Annotated in this window: 13 protein-coding genes; 5 read left to right on the top strand and 8 right to left on the bottom strand. The window is 70.5% G+C overall.

Annotation, left to right across the window (positions count from 1 at the left end):
• Positions 1–53: 53 nt before the first annotated feature.
• Complete coding sequence (locus tag RN743_RS13995; protein ID WP_310780738.1) at positions 54–926, bottom strand: cation diffusion facilitator family transporter; 873 nt, start codon at positions 924–926, stop codon at positions 54–56.
• Positions 927–936: 10 nt separating this feature from the next.
• Positions 937–1,254 carry a hypothetical protein gene (locus RN743_RS13990; protein WP_310780737.1) on the bottom strand — a complete coding sequence of 106 codons (318 nt, stop codon included), beginning with the start codon at positions 1,252–1,254 and terminating at the stop codon, positions 937–939.
• Positions 1,255–1,441: 187 nt separating this feature from the next.
• On the opposite strand from RN743_RS13990, the gene acs reads away from it, so the two are divergent.
• Positions 1,442–3,427 (top strand): acetate--CoA ligase, encoded by a 1,986-nt coding sequence (acs, locus tag RN743_RS13985; RefSeq protein ID WP_310780736.1) that lies wholly within the window; start codon positions 1,442–1,444, stop codon positions 3,425–3,427.
• Between the two features lie 9 nt (positions 3,428–3,436).
• Positions 3,437–4,672 (top strand): MFS transporter, encoded by a 1,236-nt coding sequence (locus RN743_RS13980; RefSeq protein WP_310780734.1) that lies wholly within the window; start codon positions 3,437–3,439, stop codon positions 4,670–4,672.
• A gap of 49 nt (positions 4,673–4,721) precedes the next feature.
• Here RN743_RS13980 and RN743_RS13975 read toward each other — a convergent pair whose 3' ends face one another.
• On the bottom strand, positions 4,722–4,940 hold the full coding sequence (locus tag RN743_RS13975; protein WP_310780733.1) for a DUF6290 family protein: 219 nt from the start codon (positions 4,938–4,940) through the stop codon (positions 4,722–4,724).
• Positions 4,941–5,086: 146 nt separating this feature from the next.
• Between RN743_RS13975 and RN743_RS13970 the strand changes: the two genes are divergently transcribed.
• Complete coding sequence (locus tag RN743_RS13970) at positions 5,087–5,878, top strand: DUF1080 domain-containing protein (RefSeq protein ID WP_310780732.1); 792 nt, start codon at positions 5,087–5,089, stop codon at positions 5,876–5,878.
• A 78-nt stretch (positions 5,879–5,956) separates the two neighbouring features.
• On the opposite strand, the gene RN743_RS13965 is transcribed toward RN743_RS13970, so the two are convergent.
• Positions 5,957–7,303, bottom strand: a complete 1,347-nt coding sequence (locus RN743_RS13965) for a glutamate-5-semialdehyde dehydrogenase (protein ID WP_310780730.1) — start codon at positions 7,301–7,303, stop codon at positions 5,957–5,959.
• A complete protein-coding gene (proB, locus tag RN743_RS13960) occupies positions 7,303–8,472 on the bottom strand; it encodes a glutamate 5-kinase (RefSeq protein ID WP_310780729.1) in 1,170 nt (389 codons plus the stop codon). Before proB ends, RN743_RS13965 begins: the two co-directional genes overlap by 1 nt.
• 201 nt (positions 8,473–8,673) lie before the next feature.
• Here proB and RN743_RS13955 point away from each other — a divergent pair, with 201 nt between their 5' ends.
• Positions 8,674–9,564, top strand: coding sequence for a 5'-3' exonuclease H3TH domain-containing protein (locus RN743_RS13955; RefSeq protein WP_310780728.1), 891 nt, complete (start codon positions 8,674–8,676; stop codon positions 9,562–9,564).
• On the opposite strand, the gene RN743_RS13950 is transcribed toward RN743_RS13955, so the two are convergent.
• The 3 genes from RN743_RS13950 to RN743_RS13940 all read right to left on the bottom strand — a co-directional run bounded on the left by RN743_RS13950 (position 9,561) and on the right by RN743_RS13940 (position 15,018).
• Positions 9,561–11,135 (bottom strand): serine hydrolase, encoded by a 1,575-nt coding sequence (locus tag RN743_RS13950; RefSeq protein WP_310780726.1) that lies wholly within the window; start codon positions 11,133–11,135, stop codon positions 9,561–9,563. The genes RN743_RS13955 and RN743_RS13950 overlap by 4 nt on opposite strands.
• Before the next feature lie 255 nt (positions 11,136–11,390).
• Positions 11,391–12,623, bottom strand: a complete 1,233-nt coding sequence (locus tag RN743_RS13945) for a hypothetical protein (protein WP_310780725.1) — start codon at positions 12,621–12,623, stop codon at positions 11,391–11,393.
• Between the two features lie 25 nt (positions 12,624–12,648).
• Positions 12,649–15,018 carry a DPP IV N-terminal domain-containing protein gene (locus tag RN743_RS13940; RefSeq protein ID WP_310780723.1) on the bottom strand — a complete coding sequence of 790 codons (2,370 nt, stop codon included), beginning with the start codon at positions 15,016–15,018 and terminating at the stop codon, positions 12,649–12,651.
• A 178-nt stretch (positions 15,019–15,196) separates the two neighbouring features.
• On the opposite strand from RN743_RS13940, the gene RN743_RS13935 reads away from it, so the two are divergent.
• Positions 15,197–16,675, top strand: a complete 1,479-nt coding sequence (locus RN743_RS13935) for an MFS transporter (protein ID WP_310780722.1) — start codon at positions 15,197–15,199, stop codon at positions 16,673–16,675.
• Positions 16,676–16,681 lie beyond the last annotated feature (6 nt).

Raw genomic sequence — 16,681 nt, 5'->3', positions numbered from 1 at the left:
GTGATACATCTAACAATACATCAACAACTTGCGAGTTTGCGGACGAGAACTAGCTAGCCGTGCGGTTCGACGTGCACGGTCACGTCGGTGAATCCGATCTGGGCCGCGACCCGCCGCTCCACTTCATCGGCGATTTCGTGGCCGCTGACGACCGTTTCCTCCGGTGCGACCCGGATCGTGAGTTCCGCGAAGCGCCCGACCGACTTGCCGCGTGAGCGGACCCGGGTCACGGCGCGCACGCCGGGCACCCGGCCCGCCACGTCTTCGATCTCGCGCGGATCGACCGCCCGTTCGTCGACGAGGACGGGGATGGTTTCGCGGAGGATCTTGTATCCGGATCGGGCCACGACGAGCGCCACGGCGAGGGCGAGCCATGCATCGGCCGGGGCCCAGCCGGTCCAGTCGGTGATCGCGAGCCCGACCAGAACTCCCGCCGTCACCAGGACATCGGACGCCGTGTGCCGGGCGTCCGCGGCGAGGATGTCGCTCGACAACCTCCGGCTCGCCCTCGCCTCGCCGAGGGCGACCGCCCCGTTCACGACGAGGGCCGCGAGGAGCACGATCATCATCGCCGGTTCGAGATCCGGTGGAGCGCCGCCGCGGATGAGACGCTCGAAGGCGCTCTGAACGAGTTCGAAGCAGGTGACCGAGAGGAAGGCCGCCACGGCGAGTGCCGCGAGCGTCTCGAACTTGCCGTGTCCGTAGGGATGTTCGGCGTCCGGGGGGGCGGCCGCGAGGCGCATCGCGACGAGACCCACGACGTTGTTGATCGCATCCACGCCCGAGTGGGCCGCGTCCCCCAGCACGGCGATCGACCCCGAGCGCAGCCCCACGATCAGCTTCGCCGCGATCACCCCCACGTTCGCGAGCAGCACCCACAGGAGTATGCGGCGCACCCGTCCGTGACGGTCCGCCGGCAGATTCACCGCTTCGGACTCATCGCTGGAAGCGACGCCCCCGGCTGAAGTCCGGTTTCGATGAGTACCGCTCGGGCTCTTCCCGCTCGTCCTCCCCGTCTTCCTCCCCGTCGGCTTCCGCCTCCCGCATCACCGCATCGAAGCGGCTCGAACGGGCGCGCTGCCGCCCCCCCAGCAACCAGCGCCAGGGCGACTCGCGCGGCGCCCGTCCCGTCGGCGCGTACTTGTCGTAGAGCCCCGGAGAGCCGAGTCCCACCCAGATGCCGAAGGCGAGGGCGAGGAGCCCGCCCAGCGATCCGGCGATGATCAGGATGAGGACCAGCGTGTCTTCCGTCATGAAACTCCGTGCTTCGTCGCCGGGTGCCTGCCTGCGGCGCCGGGTGCTTGCCTGCGCCGCCGGACGTCGTCTACTGTCACGCCAAGCGGCCCCCGGCCGGCACACCAAGGTCGACACTAGATGGCGTCGCCGGCGGCTCCGTGACAAGCGCGCCCGTCCCTTCCTCCCCTCCCATTCGAGCGATTCCATGACAGAACAGCACCGGGAAATCGACGTCCTGCTGGACGAACAGAGGACCTTCGAACCCTCGGCGGACTTCGTGGCGGCCGCCCATGTGGGCGATCGCGGCCCCTACGACGAGGCCGGCCGGGACCGCGAGGCGTACTGGGAGGCGTGGGCGCGACGGCTCGACTGGTTCACGCCCTGGGACACGGTGCTGGAGTGGGATCCTCCGTTCTCGAAGTGGTTCGTCGGCGGCACGCTCAACGCCGCGTACAACTGTCTCGACCGCCACCTCCAGGCGCGCGGCTCGAAGACGGCGCTGATCTGGGAGGGCGAGCCGGGAGACGTGCGGCGCTACACCTACCGCGAGTTGCACGAGGAAGTGTGCCGTTTCGCGAACGCACTGAAGGGGCTCGGCGTCGGGAAGGGAGACCGGGTCGCGATCTATCTCCCCATGGTTCCGGAAGCCGCCGTCGCCATGCTCGCCTGCGCGCGCATCGGCGCCCCGCACTCCGTCGTCTTCGGAGGCTTTTCGCCGCAGTCCCTTCGCGACCGGATCGAGGACGCCCATGCCACGTGCGTGATCACGGCGGACGGAGGATATCGCCGCGGGGGGATCATCCCGCTCAAGGCGAGCACGGACGCGGCCATCGAGGGTCTCGACTACGTGAACAGCGTCGTCGTCGTCCGGCGTTCCGCGGTGACCGACCCCAGGGCCGCGCCCCACGGAGACGCGGTGGACACGCCGTCGTGCGACATGACCGCGGGCCGGGACCACTGGTACCACGACCTGATCGCCGCGGCGGACGCCGATTTCCCCGCCGAGCCGATGGATTCCGAGGACCTGCTCTACATCCTCTACACCTCGGGGACGACGGGGAAGCCGAAGGGCGTGATGCACACGACCGGCGGCTACATGACGCACGTGACCGCGACCGCGAAGTGGGTGTTCGACCTCCGGGAGGACGACATCTACTGGTGCACGGCGGACGTGGGGTGGGTGACGGGCCACTCCTACATCGTGTACGGCCCGCTCTCGAACGGGGCGACGGTGGTGATGTACGAGGGATCGCCCGACTGGCCCGACCGGGGCCGCTTCTGGGAGCTGTGCGAGCGCTACGCGGTGACGGTGTTCTACACGGCGCCGACGGCGATCCGCGCCTTCATGCGGTGGGGGGACGACTGGCCGGCGGGCTACGACCTCTCCGCGCTCCGGCTGCTCGGGACGGTGGGCGAACCCATCAACCCCGAGGCGTGGGTGTGGTACGACCGCCACATCGGCGGCGGCCGCTGCCCGATCGTCGACACGTGGTGGCAGACGGAGACGGGCGGAATCATGATCACGCCGCTCCCCGGGGCGATCACCACGAAGCCGGGGACGGCTACGGTCCCCTTCCCCGGCATCGAGGCAGCGATCCTCGACGAGGAGGGGAACCCGGCGGAGTCCGGCTACCTGGCCATCACCTCGCCGTGGCCGGGGATGCTGCGGGGGGTGTGGGGAGACGAGGAACGCTACCGCGAGACGTACTGGTCGAAATGGCCCGACATCTACTTCCCGGGCGACGGGGCGCGGGTGGACGAGGACGGCTACTACTGGATCATGGGCCGCGTGGACGACGTGCTGAACGTGGCCGGCCACCGGATCGGGACCATGGAGGTGGAGTCCGCGCTGGTCGACCACGGGGCGGTGGCGGAAGCCGCGGTCGTGGGGCGTTCGGATGAGATCAAGGGACAGGCGGTGGCCGCGTTCGTGAGCGTGGTGGAGGGGACGGAGACGTCCGAGGCGCTGCGCCAGGAGCTGCGGGGGCACGTGGCGGCGCAGATCGGCGCGATCGCGCGGCCGGCCGACCTCATCTTCGCCGCCGAACTGCCGAAGACGCGGAGCGGGAAGATCATGCGCCGCCTGCTGCGCGACGTGGCGGAGGGAAGGGCGCTGGGCGACACGACGACGCTCGCCGACCCCGCCGTCGTGCGAAGCCTGCAGCAACAGTTCGCCGACAGCGAGGCGTAGCCGACGCCCATGACCCCGCCCTCTCCGGACCCTGGCTCGCGGAGGGCAGGACAGCTTGCCCTGCTCGCGCTGCTCGAGTTGCTCGCGATGGGGCTCTGGTTCTCGGCCAGCGCGGTGGTGCCGGAGCTTCGCGAGGCGTGGGATCTGGACGATGCGGGGGCCGCGTGGCTCACGACCTCGGTCCAACTCGGCTTCGCGACAGGCGCCGTCCTCTCCGCGCTGCTCACGCTGTCCGACGTGTGGGACCCGCGCCGGCTCATCGCGGGGTCGGCGCTTCTCGGCGCCGCCGCCACGGCGGCGATCGCGGTTTTCGCCGAAGGCCTCGCCCTCGCGGTCGTGCTCCGGTTCGCGACGGGGGTCGCGCTGGCGGGCGTCTATCCGCCGGGCATGAAGATCGTCGCGGGATGGTTCCGCGGCGGGCGCGGGACGGCGATCGGGATCCTCATCGGCGCCCTCGCGGTCGGGAGCGCGACGCCTCATCTCCTGCGTCCGCTCGGAGGGATCGGCGCCTGGCAGCCGGTGCTCCTGCTCGCCTCGGGCCTCGCCGTCGTGGCGGCGGTCCTCGCCGCGACCGGGCTCCGGACCGGTCCCTACCAGGCGCCAGCCGCGCCGTTCGACCCCCGGGCCGTGCGGCGCATCATCGCCGATCGCGCGACGATGCTCGCCAACGGTGGCTACTTCGGGCACATGTGGGAACTCTACGCCATGTGGACGTGGATCCCGGCCTTCCTGGCGGCGAGCTTCGCGGCGGACGCGAGCGGGGGCACGACCCCCTCCCTCGCCTCCTACCTGGCCTTCGGGACGATCGCGGCCGGAGGGCTGGGCGCCGCCGCGGCCGGCGTGCTCGCGGACCGTGTGGGGCGGACCGCCGTGACGAGTTGGAGCATGGTGCTGAGCGGTGCCTGCTGCCTGGCCATCGGGCCCCTGTTCGGCGGCCCCGTCTGGCCGGTCGCGGGGATCTGTCTCGTGTGGGGGTTCGCGATCGTCGCCGACTCCGCCCAGTTCTCCGCCTGCGTGAGCGAACTCGCCGAACCCGAGTACGTCGGCACCGCGCTCACGCTGCAGACGGCGATCGGCTTCCTGCTTACCGTCGCCACCATCCGCCTCGTCCCGGTGTGGGAGGCGGCGCTGGGCTGGGAGTGGGCCTTCGCCCCCCTCGCCATCGGCCCCGCCCTCGGCACCTGGAGCATGCTTGCGTTGCGCCGCCGCCCCGAAGCCACCCGCATCGCCGGCGGCCGCCGCTAGCGATTGTAGCGGTACCCTCTACTGGTATATGTCGCGGCGATGAGCATATTCAATCCTCCAACTCACGCCATATCTCTTCCGCACTCACCACCTCTTCCTCCCCCTTCTGGATGCGGTCCAGAACCTGTTCGGCCAGATACACGTCTTCCAGATCCTCGATCTTCTCGAGGATGGCTTCACACGCATAGTCGCTCTTCGTGCGACCCGTCTTCCTTGCGAGACGGTCGAGTCGCGCTTCGATCTCTTCTGGAAGCTGTATGGACAACATGTAAACCCCCTTCAGACTCCAGCGCAGCGTACCGAACCCTGGCCATGGAAGCTAGCGGTTTCGGCGCCCGCGTGGTTGTGGCGGTCGGGCGCGGGGTCTACCGTGAGGCGAGCCACTCAATTCGGTTCGGAACGTGGAGTTCATCCGTGAAGCGACGTATCGATTCGTTCAAGCTGTCGTCCGCTGCAACGTCGGCCCTCCTGACCTTCGGCGCGGTCGGCGCGGCCGGGTGCGGGCAGGCGGAGGCGGGGTCGGAGACGGGGGACGCGGCGCCGGCCGACGCGGATGTCGAGGCGCAAATGGCCGCCAACCGACTCTCCGCCGAGGAAGCCGCGGAGGGCTTCGAACTCCTCTTCGACGGGGAATCGCTCGACGCGTGGCGGGGGTTCCGGATGGATGACGTCCCCGCGGGCTGGAGCGCGAAGGAGGGCGCGCTCGCCTTCACGCCGGGCGTCGGGGGCGGGACGCTCATCACGCGTGAAACCTATGCGGACTTCGACCTGCGCCTCGAGTGGAAGGTCGGCGAGGGCGGCAACAGCGGGATCTTCTTCGGCATCTCCGAGAACACCGAACGCGCGTTCGAATCGGGCCCGGAGATGCAGGTGCTCGACAACGCGGGGCACTACGACGGCGGCAATCCGCTCACCTCGGCGGGATCGAACTACGGCCTGCACGCGCCGCCGGAGGACGTTTCGAACCCGGCCGGCGAGTGGAACGAGGTCCGGATCGTCCGCCACGGCAACCAGGTCGTCCACTGGCTGAACGGCGTTCAGGTCGTCGAGTACGAAATCGGCTCGGACGAGTGGGAGGCGCTGGTGGCGGGGAGCAAGTTCGTGGAGTGGCCCGACTACGGCCGCCACCACGAGGGCCATCTCGGCGTCCAGGACCACGGCGACCCCGTCTGGTACCGCAACATCCGCGTACGCCGCATTCCGTAGCGGCCGGCGGCGGCTGGCCGGCGGCAGCGGCTGGTCGGCGGCGTTCCCGCGGGAACGTCCCGCGCGTTCAGACCGTATTCAACCGTCCAGAGGGCGGTGGGTGAAGCTGCGCTTGCCTGGGCCGTAGTCCGCGGCGCCCTGTCCTTCGCCGCGCAGCAGCCAGCGCGTCGTGAGGAGGCCCTCGACGCCGACCGGGCCGCGTGCGTGGATGCGGGCCGTGCTGATCCCGACCTCCGCCCCGAGCCCGTAGCGGAAGCCGTCCGCGAAGCGGGTGCTTGCGTTGTGGAACACGCTCGCCGCGTCCACGGCCTTCAGGAACCGTTCCGCGACAGCCGGGTCCTCGGCCACGATCGCGTCCGTGTGGCTGCTCCCGTGCGCGTGAATGAAGTCGACGGCCTCCTCCAGGCCCGCCACCGTCCGCACCGCCAGCGTGAGGTCGCCGAACTCGAGCCCCCAGTCCTCCTCGGACGCGGCCTCGGCCCACGGCAGGACCTGGCGCGAGGGTTCGTCGCAGCGGAGTTCGACGCCGCGCTCGCGGAGCGCCTCTCCGACCGGGCCCAGCCGCGGCAGGAAGGCCTCGTGGACGAGCAGCGTCTCGGTCGCGTTGCACGCCGCCGGGTAGTCGCATTTCCCGTCCACGGCGAGCCGTAGCGCCATCTCCGGGTCCGCCGACGCGTCCACGTAGAGGTGGCACACGCCCTCCGCGTGCCCCAGCACCGGGATCCGGCTCCGCTCCTGGATCGAGCGGACCAGCGCCCCCGACCCCCGCGGGATCACGAGGTCGATGAGGTCGTCGAGCGCGAGCAGTTCGTCGACATCCCGGCGGTCCGGGACGCCGAGGACGGCGCGGGGATCGAGGCCGGCCTCCTCCAGCGCCTGCCGCAGACAGCCGACGAGCGCCTCGTTGGAGCGGGCCGCCTCGCGGCCGCCCTTCATGATGACGCCGTTGCCGGAGCGGATGGCGAGGGACCCGATCTGGATGACCGCGTCGGGCCGGCTCTCGAAGATGATGAGGAGGACGCCCAGAGGGCTGCGCACGCGCTCGAGCACGAGCCCCTCGTCGAGCTCCGTGCGCGTGAGGACGCGGTCGATCGGGTCCTCGCCGTCTACGAGCGCGTCGATCCCTTCGAGCAGGCTCTCGAACTTCGCGTCCGGCAGCCCCAGCCGGTGGAGGAGGGACCCCGAAAGCCCTTCCTCCGCCGCGCGCGCCAGGTCCTCGTCGTTCGCCCGCGAGATCTCGGCCCGCGAGCGCACCAGGACCGCTTTCAGCGCGCGGAGCGCCGCCGTCCTGCGCTCCGCCTCGGCGCTCCCGATGGTGCGCTGCGCCGCCCGTACGCCGGCCGCCCGCTTCCTCAGCGTCTCCGTCGGTGCCCGCTCCGTCGCTTCCCGCTTCAGTGTCGTCGCTTCCATCGTCGTTGCTTCCATCAGGATTCCTTGAGGATGAGATGCTCCCGCCCCACGATCTGGACGCCGGCCCCCGCCTGGTGGGAGGTCGCCTGGAGGACGAGCCGCGAGTCGAGCGCGACGACGCCCCGCCCGACCAGGGATCCGTCGAGCGCCCGCACCTCGACCACGTCGCCGCGACGGAACTCGCCTTCCGCCCGCGCGACGTCCCCGGCTCTCACGGGCTCGCCGTCCTGGAGACGCTCGGCACCCCCCTCCGCCAGGACCAGCGTTCCGCGCGGGTGCGAACAGTACGCGATCCAGCGGCTGCGCGAGGAGAGGGCGGCGCGCGGCGGGATCCACGTTCCCTCCTCCTCGCCGGCCAGGACGCGGTCGAGCGCGCCCGGATCGACCCCCGACGCGATGACGGTGTGGCAGCCCCCGCGCGACGCGACGCGGGCCGCCTCCAGCTTGCTCGCCATCCCGCCCCGGCCGAGCCCGGAGCGGCCGTCCACGTCGAGTCCGTGCTCATCGGGCCGGTCGATCCGGGCGACCAGCCGCGCGTCCGGGTCGCGCCTGGGGTCGGCCGTCATGACCCCCGGCACATCCGTGAGAAGCACGATCAGATCCGCCGCCAGTTCGCTCGCGACCAGCGCCCCCAGCCGGTCGTTGTCGTCGAAGATCGGCCGCTTGCCCGTCCCCCGGTACACGCGATCGTTCAGCGAGATGGCATCGTTCTCGTTCACCACCGGGACGACGCCGAGCCGGAAGAGGCTCTGGAGCGTCTCGTGCAGGTTCAGGTAGCGCACGCGGTCGTCGAAGTCCGTCCACGTGATGAGGATCTGCGCGCAGGTGACGCCGAGCCGGGCGAACCCCTGCTGGTAGAGTTCCATGAGCCGGCTCTGGCCGATGGCGGCGCACGTCTGCTTCAGTTGGGCCGTCTCGGGCGGTTCGGGGAGCTGGAGGGCGACGCGTCCCAGGCCCACCGCTCCCGAAGTCACGATGAGGACCTCCCGACCTTCCTGCCGCAGGCGGCTCGCGCTCTCCACCACGCGGAAGAGACGTGAGAGGGCGATCGTCCCATCATCATGCGTGACGACACCCGTCCCCACCTTGAGGACGACCCGGTCGGCCGTCGCGATCGCCTCGCGCGTGAGCGGGGGCGCGGCGGCGGCGCCCTCGGGGGTCGGAACTGGTTGGAGCTGGCTCACGTCGAACGCCTCACAGCGGGACCGGGACCCACAGCCGGCCGCGGGGCCGGCGGAAGGCCACCAAAGGTACACCGGCGCCCCTTCGGCACCAGTCCCCGGACCGGGCCGTTGCACACTGCGCTCTGACGCACGACGCTTCGGAGGCGGGAGCGGGACGGGGCGGAGGGTCGCGGCGGGGCGTCAGCGGAAGGCGGAGTTCGCGTGCAGGTCCACCTCATCGACGGCACCTACGAGTTGTTCCGGCACTTCTACGGCGCGCCCTCGGCGAAGAACGCCGGGGGTCATGAGGTCGGAGCGGCACGCGGGGTCGTGGCTTCGATGCTCGGCCTCCTCGAGGGCGGGGCCACGCACGTCGCCATCGCCACCGACCGCGTCATTGAATCCTTCCGCAACGAGCTGTGGCCCGGCTACAAGGACGGCTCGGGCATCGACCCGGCGCTCTTCTCGCAGTTCCCGCTCGTCGAGGAGGCGCTCGCCTCGGCGGGGTTCGTCGTGTGGCCGATGGTGGAGCACGAGGCGGACGACGCGATGGCCGCCGGCGCCGCGATGGCCGCCGCGGACCCGCGCGTGGAGCGCGTCTTCATCTGCACGCCGGACAAGGACCTCGCCCAGTGCGTGGAAGGCGACCGCATCGTGCAGTTCGACCGGCGGCAGCGGCTCCTGCGCGACGAGGCCGGCGTCATCGAGAAGTTCGGGGTCCCGCCCGCCGCGATCCCCGACTGGCTGGCCCTGGTGGGAGACTCCGCGGACGGATTCCCCGGCATCCGAGGCTTCGGCGCCAAGACGGCGGCCGCCGTCCTCGCGCGCTACGGCCGCATCGAGGACATCCCCTCGGATGGAAGAGAATGGGACGTCGCCGTGCGCGGCCCCGAACGCCTCGCCCAAACGCTGCGCAACGGACTGGACGACGCGCTCCTCTTCCGGCGCCTCGCCACGCTCGTCCGGGACGCCCCGGTGTCAGCGAGCGTGGACGACCTCGAATGGACGGGCCCCCGCGACGACTTCGACCTCGTCGCCACAATCCTCGACGCCCCGGACCTGCCCTCCCGCGCGGGTCGCCTCGCGGCGGCGCGCCGGGAACCGGCCGGCTAGTCGCCGATCGGGGGGACGGCCTCCATCAGGAGGGCGATCGCGGCTCTCAGGTTCTCTCCGCCGGGGCCGGCCCCCGTGTACTTGCCGAGGCGGGTGATGACGAGACCGCGCGCGGGGATGAACACGGTGTACTGGCCGCCGGCGCCCGCGAAGCCGCCGTAGTCATCCTCGATCGGGAAGCCGAGGTCCTTCCACAGGAAGCCGCCGCCGTACGTCGGCCGTCCGTCCGCGATCCAGGCGGGGGCGATCTCCATCGCGTAGTCGACGTAGCCCTCGGGGAGGATGCGCTCGCCCTCCCACACGCCGTCCTGCAGGTAGAGGTTGCCCAGCCGCGCCCAGTCGCGGGCGGAGCCGAACTCGTAGCCCTGGGTGAGGAAGTTGCCGTTCGGGTCCGTCTCCATGATGAAGTTCCGGATCCCGAGCTTGTCGAACAGGTGCCGCTGCGGGAAGGCGTGATAGTCGTCGCCGCGCCCCTCGACGCCGAGGCGGACCAGGTAGTTCGTCAGCGCCGGGTCGGTGTTCCGGTATCGTCCCACCGTGTTGGGTTCCCACTGCTGCGGGCGGGTCGCGGCCCACTCGAAGGCGTTCTCCCCGGTGTAGAGATAGAGGTGGTCGGGATACCCCATCTCTTCCGTGTAGTCCGGGTCCTGCGGCGCGACGATCCGGATGCCGCTCGACATGCGCATGATGTCCGCGATGCGGATGTTCCTCCTCTCGTCATCCTGCCATTCCGGGATCGGGGCGCGCTGCCACAGCTCGTACACGCCCTGCTGGATGAGGACGGCCATCAGCGTCCCGGTGAGCGACTTCCCCTTCGACCAGCTCTCGAACGGGGTGTGCATGTCGACGCCGGGGCCGTAATCCTCGCCGATGATCCGCCCCTTGTAGGTGACGACGAAGCCGAGCGTCATCCCCTCCTGGTCCATCGCGGTCTCGACCGCCTGCCCGACCTTGTCCATGTCGATCTCGGGCGGGTACGGCTCGTCCGGGAGCACGTCCCCCATCGGCCACGGCGTGGTCGCCGGATCCGGCGTCATCGGCTCGACGACGGACGGCGTGAAGTAGATCGAGTCCTGGCCCAGCGGGTGCGTGATGCAGCCCTGGCTGCCGTACAGCTTGGCGGTGCGCGTGATCCCCGAGCCGAGGGTGAGGCTCACGGTCTGTGCCTCCATGTCGACGACCGTATCGACGACCGCGCCCCGGTGCTGGAAGGGCGCCGTGAAGCCGCCCACGTTGGCCGCCGCGTCGCGCCAGTCCAGCCCCGTGATGAAGGTCCCGGAACAGAGCGTCTTCGCGAAGCCCGCCGTGTGGTGCACGATGGGCTCGCCCGGGGGCGGATCCCACTCCGTCGGAAGCTCGAGCGACTCCCCGCGCGCGATCAGGCGCTCCGTGAGGCTCTCACCGGAGGCTTCGTCGGCACCGGCCTCGCCACCGCCGGCATCCCCGCCGCCGGCATCCCCGCCGCCGGCCTCGCCACCGTCCTCCGGCGCGCAGGCCAGGAGGCCGAACAGGGAGAGGGAAAGCACACAGCAGAGGTGCGTCACGAACGTTCGATCAAGGGCGCGGCGCATCGGGATCCTCCGGGTCATCCGGGTACGGTCGGTTGCCAGACGCCCGGCCTCGGCTTCGAGTCACGGACGTCGGGTGGAACGTGGTCAGAGCGACCGCGCCTGACAAGCAGCGGACCGTGAGATCGATCGGGATCCCCGACGCGGTTGTCGCCACGAAACGTCGCGCGGCGTCTCTCGTGGAGAAAAATGTATACCAAATCCGCCACCGAGGTCCCACCCGGGGGTGCGGGACGTTCCCGCGGGAACGTCTCCCGGTCAGTTCCTCGTCAGGCGGAGGAGCTGGGGGTGCTGGATGTCGAGGGCGTCCTCCCGGACCCCGAGTACGGCGTCCATGGTGATCTGCGCCACACGGAAGCGGTCCGGCATCTCGACGGTCCCGAGCCACGTGCCATCGGCGTCCAGCACCAGCCACTTCTCCGGCTGGTCCTGCTCGGTTCTTCCCCGGTGAAGTTCCAGCCAGACCGCTCCCGAGGGGTCGACGAGGATGTCGGTGAAGGCGGGTCGGGTGTCCGAAACGGGAGCGGCCTCGAAGGGCGCCCGCAACGGGTGTCCGGGCGTGAAGCCGTCGAGCAGGAAGTCCCGCTCGGCGGCGATCAGGGCGTCGCTCAGATCCAGGGGATAGCCGGGGATTCGCAGGATGCGCACGAGGTTTCCGGACAGGTCCAGTTCCTCCAGCCGCATCGCGTCGGAGGATCCCCGCAGGATGTGCCCGCCCAGGGCGGCCACGTGGGACGCTTTGCCGAAAAAGTGGGGCGCGGTCCCGACGTACGAGCCGTCGCGGACGAGGACGTGCACCTCGGCGCCCCGCAGTTCGCCGACGCTGTCGATCCGGGCCCCCTTCAGGTCGAGGAGCACGAGGGGCTGCGGAGGCCGCACCGATCCGGTCAGGCCATCCATCGGCAGCACCGGCCGCGATATCTCCGGCAGGATCCGGCCCCCGTCGACGTAGTGCAGGTCGACCGTCCAGGGGTCGATGTCGAAGGTCCCGACCACCGTCAGATCGTGGGCGGCCACGGTGAGGCGTCCGCGGTCGAGGGCCAGGAGGGTGTCGCCCGCGCTCTCGATCCGTCGCAGGGTTCTGAATTCGCCGGGACCATCGCCTCTCCCGCCGAACGACCCGAGGAACTCACCAGCCGCCGAGAATACTCGCACTTCGTTGGAACTCCCGTCGGCAACCATGAGCGAACCGTCCGGGCGTTGCTTCATGTCGCGGAGCCCATGGAACTCGTGGTGGGGGCCATTGCCCGAGAGCGTGAGGTCGACGAGCGGATCCGGGTCGATGCTCCAGAGACTCGAGTCGCCCCAGAGCGGCCGCATGGCCTCGACGATCTCGATGCCGGCGCTGTCGCGCTGCACGACGAGGGGCGGACCGGCCTCGCTGCCCTGACAGGCTGGCAGAAAGGGCAGGACGGGAAGGAGAAGCGACCGGACGAAGGCCGTTCCGCTCCCGCGCCGGCGTTTCCGAGCGTGCTCGCTTCGCGCCTTCATGCGTACCCAGCCTGGCGCGCGTCGCCTACGGCTGGACGATCCGGTAGTCGACCGGCGGCTGGGCGCCCATGAGGTGTTCGATGAAGTAGTCCCAGGTGCGCCGGATGAGGTACGGCTCGCGCGCGTAACCGTGGTTCCGGTTCGGGAACACGAGCATGTCGAACGTCTTGTTCGCCTCGATGAGGGCGTCGGCCACGAGCAGCGTCATGTTCGGGTGCACGTTGTCGTCCAGCGACCCGTAATGGAGCAGCAGCTTCCCCTTGAGGTTCGAGGCGATGTTCTGGTTCGCCTGCGAGTCGAAACTGTCCGTCCCGTCCGGGTTCCGTTCGAGCAGCCCGTGGTATTTCTCCCCCCACGGGAAGTGATAGCCCCGCTGGTCGTGGTTCCCCGCCCCCGACACCGCGACCTTGAAGAAGTCCGGGAAGGTCAGGATGGCGTCGGTCGAGGAGAAGCCGCCGCCGGAGTGGCCGAAGATCCCCACCCGCTCGATGTCGATGGGATAGCGGAGGGCGAGCGCCTTGAGCGCCGAGACGTGATCCGGGATCCCGTTGTCCCGCATGTCGCCGTAGTAGCTCTCGTGGAACGCCTTCGAGCGGTACGGCGTGCCCATGGCGTCGACCGCGAAGGTGATGAACCCGAGCTGGGCGAGCGCGTGGCCCTGACCCCGCGGCCCGGAGGTGAAGCCGGGCGTGCGGATGGGGCCGATCTGGGGGCCGGGGTAGACGTAGTCGATGACGGGATAGACGGCCCCCTCCTCCATGTTCGGGGGGAGCCAGAGATAGCCGTACACATCGGTCACCCCGTCGCGCGCCTTGGCGGAGAAGCGCACCGGGGGCTCCCATCCGGCCTCGAGGAGCGGGGAGATATCGCCCTGCTCGACCGTCATCACGGATCGTCCGGCGTTGTCCCTGAGGACCGTGACCGGGGCGGTCGAGCGGGTGGAGTACGTGTCCACGAAGTAGCGGCCGTCGGGGGAGGCGGAGACCGCGTGGTGCGCGTCCTCCGGCGAGAGGAGCGTGACCCCGCCGCCGTCGAGCGACGCCCGATAGAGGTGGTGCCGGTACGGATCGCGCCCGGACTCGCGGCCCACGCCGGTGAAGTAGACCTGCCGCGCCGCCTCATCGACGGCGAGCATCTGGACGACGAGCCAGGACCCCTGCGTGATCCGGTTCTTCATCTCGCCGGAGGCGAGGTCGTGCAGGTAGAGGTGGCCCCAGCCCTCGCGCTCGGAGAACCAGATGAACTCGCTCCCGTTGTCGAGCACGCGCCAGTTGTAGGGGGTGCGGAGCTGGTTCAGCTCCACCCAGGTGTCGCCGCTCTCGACGATGACCTTGCGGGACGCGCCCGTCGCCGCGTCGACCTCGACGAGCGTCTGGTTCCTGAAGTCGCGCGAATGGTGCGAGAAATGGACGCGGGCGCCGTCCGGGGTCCACTGGGCGGCGTGCCAGGTCGTGTCCGCGCCGCCGAAGTAGCCGACCACGGGGTCGTAGTCGGCCCGCACCTGGGCGCCGGTCTCCGCGTCAAAGATGTGGAGTTGCCAGGTGGGGACGATGGAATCGCCGGGGAGCGCGTAGCGGTAGCTGTGGAGGATCGGGCGCCCGGTGGCGGCCTCGAGCAGGTGAAGGTCCTCGACGTCGCGCTCGTCGTAGCGGTGGGTCACGATCCGGCGGCCGTCGGGGGACCACTCGGCGACCGGGGGAGGCTTGAACTCGCGGCGGCGGTTCGAGATCTCCTGGCAGCAGCCCTCCGGCGCGACGCCGTAGCCCCAGTGCGGCTCGCCGTCCGTCGAGAGTTGGCGCTCCTCGTCGGAACCGGTGTCGCGGACCCACAGATTCTCGTCGCGCGAGAAGACGGCGAGCGCGCCATCGGGCGAATCGATTTCATGCGTCGCCCGCGCGACCGAGTCCGGACCGGTGCAGCGGTAGGCGCCGATGTCGCAGTCCCAGCGCTCGTGGGTGTCCGTCCAGAAGCGGATCCCGCCGGACGCGTTGAACTCGAACTCCTCGAAGGGAAGATCCGTCGCCTCGTGGCTCGCGTCGGAAGCCTCGGAGAGGGCGGCGGCGAGCCGGTCGTGGTCGAAGACGGGCCGGCGGGTGCGGGCCGCGGCGTCGATCATGATGAACTCGTGGCCGCCGAAGACCTGGTTGCGATACCAGAACCGGTTCGCGTCGACCCAGCGGGGGTTCACCGTGACGCCCGACGTGAGCTTCTCCGCGTGCCAGGGCAGGAACTGCTCGGCGCGCGCGTACTCGCTCGCGCTCACGGATTCCGGCTGGTAGGGCCGGGACTGGGCGGCGGCGGCCGGCGGGAGCGCGGCAGGCGCGAGGACGGCGAGGGCGAGCGCGAGGACGGCCAGCGCGGCGGGCGACGGGCGACGAATCGAGCGGCGTTTCACGGGATCCTCCTGGGCTTTCGGACCTGGCAGCCCGCGGCAGGAGCCCTGCCATGGACTGCCCGGGAAGAATAGACCGAAGCGTTCGCCGGCCGGTAGGGTCGCGGGGCTCGCCGCCGCCGTTGCGGAGTCGAACGAGGCGGGGCTAGCGTGCCCGCCGACCCCATCCGAGGAGTGTTCCGTGGATACGACCTCGTCCTCCGTCCGCCCGCAGCGGCTCTTCCTGGCCAGTTGCGTGTCGCTCATCGCGACCTCCGTCACCTTCGCGGTGGTCAGCGCGGTGATGCTCACGCTGAAGGGCGAATTCACGCTCACGAACTCCGACATCGGCTGGATCGCGGGCGCCGGGATCTGGGGCTTCGCCGTGTCGCAACTGGTGTTCGCGCCGTTCTGCGACACGCTGGGGATGCGGTTCCTTCTGCGGCTCGCCTTCGCGTGTCACCTGGTGGGGGCGGCCGTGCTCATCACGGCCGGCGGCTTCTGGCAGGCGTTCGCCGGGGCGCTGACGCTGGCGCTGGGGAACGGGCTCGTCGAGGCCGCCTGCAACCCGTTGGTGGCGGCGCTCTATCCGGAACAAAAGACGGTCAAGCTGAACCAGTTCCACGTCTGGTTCCCGGGCGGGATCGTGATCGGCTCCGTGCTCGCCTTCGGCCTGGACTGGGCAGGGCTCACCGCGTGGCAGTTGAAGATCGGCCTCATCCTCATCCCCACCCTCATCTACGGCCACCTGATGTGGCGGGAGGAGTTCCCGCCGACCGAAGGCGTGCGCGCCGGCGTCGGCATGGGGGCGATGTTCAAGGCCACGTTCATGACGCCGTTGATGATCCTGATGCTCTTCTGCATGGCGATCACGGCCTCGACGGAGCTGGGGCCGAACCGCTGGGTGCCGGCGGTGCTGGAGGCGGGCGGGATTCCGGGGATCCTCGTGCTGGCCTGGATCAACGGCTTGATGGCGATCCTGCGGTACCGGGCCGGGTTCGCGGTGGAGCGGCTCTCGCCGACCGGCGTGCTGTCGGCGAGCGCGGCGATCTCCGTCGTGGGGCTGCTGTGGCTGAGCTACGCGGAGACGACCGTGATGGCGTTCGCCTCGGCCACCGTGTTCGCGGTCGGCGTGTGCTACTTCTGGCCGACGATGCTCGGCTTCGTGTCGGAGCGCGTGCCGCGTTCCGGCGCGCTGGGGCTGGGGATGATGGGGGCGACGGGCATGGCGGTCGTCGGGCTGTGGACGACGCCGTGGATGGGAAGGATCGCCGACGAAGTGGGGCACGAGCGGCTCCCGGCGGTCGAGACGCAGGCGCTCTTCGCCGATGCGGCGGCGGCCTTCGCCGGGGCCGACGAGAGCACCGCCCCGGATCTGGCGGCGGCGGGCGAAGCGGCGGGCGAGGCGCTCGCCGGGGTGGGGCCGGACGGCGCGCTGCCGGAGTCGGTCACGGCGAACGCGCTGCGGGCGATCATCAACTCCGGGGGGGATGAGGCGCTGGCGGAGCGGGCCAACGCCATCCTCGGGCCGGCGGACAACTACGGGGGACGGGTCTCGTTCCGGTACATCCTTCCGTTCACGGGGGCGCTCATTCTCATCTTCGGCTTCCTCCATGCGCGCGACCGTCGGGCCGGCGGGTACCGGGCGGTTCGGATCGGGACGGAGTCGGGCGACGGATGAGGCACG

This window comes from Candidatus Palauibacter scopulicola (assembly GCF_947581915.1).
GTDB lineage: Bacteria > Gemmatimonadota > Gemmatimonadetes > Palauibacterales > Palauibacteraceae > Palauibacter > Palauibacter scopulicola.
Note: the sequence above shows the minus strand (reverse complement) of the source record. Positions and strands in the feature narration are given on the sequence as shown.

Excerpts from the sequence above, each read along its gene's own strand:
- RN743_RS13975 (WP_310780733.1), bottom strand. The coding sequence starts at position 4,940 with ATGTTGTCCATACAGCTTCCAGAAGAGATCGAAGCGCGACTCGACCGT.
- RN743_RS13990 (WP_310780737.1), bottom strand. The coding sequence starts at position 1,254 with ATGACGGAAGACACGCTGGTCCTCATCCTGATCATCGCCGGATCGCTG.
- RN743_RS13950 (WP_310780726.1), bottom strand. The coding sequence starts at position 11,135 with ATGCGCCGCGCCCTTGATCGAACGTTCGTGACGCACCTCTGCTGTGTG.
- RN743_RS13945 (WP_310780725.1), bottom strand. The coding sequence starts at position 12,623 with ATGAAGGCGCGAAGCGAGCACGCTCGGAAACGCCGGCGCGGGAGCGGA.
- RN743_RS13965 (WP_310780730.1), bottom strand. The coding sequence starts at position 7,303 with ATGGAAGCAACGACGATGGAAGCGACGACACTGAAGCGGGAAGCGACG.
- acs (WP_310780736.1), top strand. The coding sequence starts at position 1,442 with ATGACAGAACAGCACCGGGAAATCGACGTCCTGCTGGACGAACAGAGG.
- RN743_RS13980 (WP_310780734.1), top strand. The coding sequence starts at position 3,437 with ATGACCCCGCCCTCTCCGGACCCTGGCTCGCGGAGGGCAGGACAGCTT.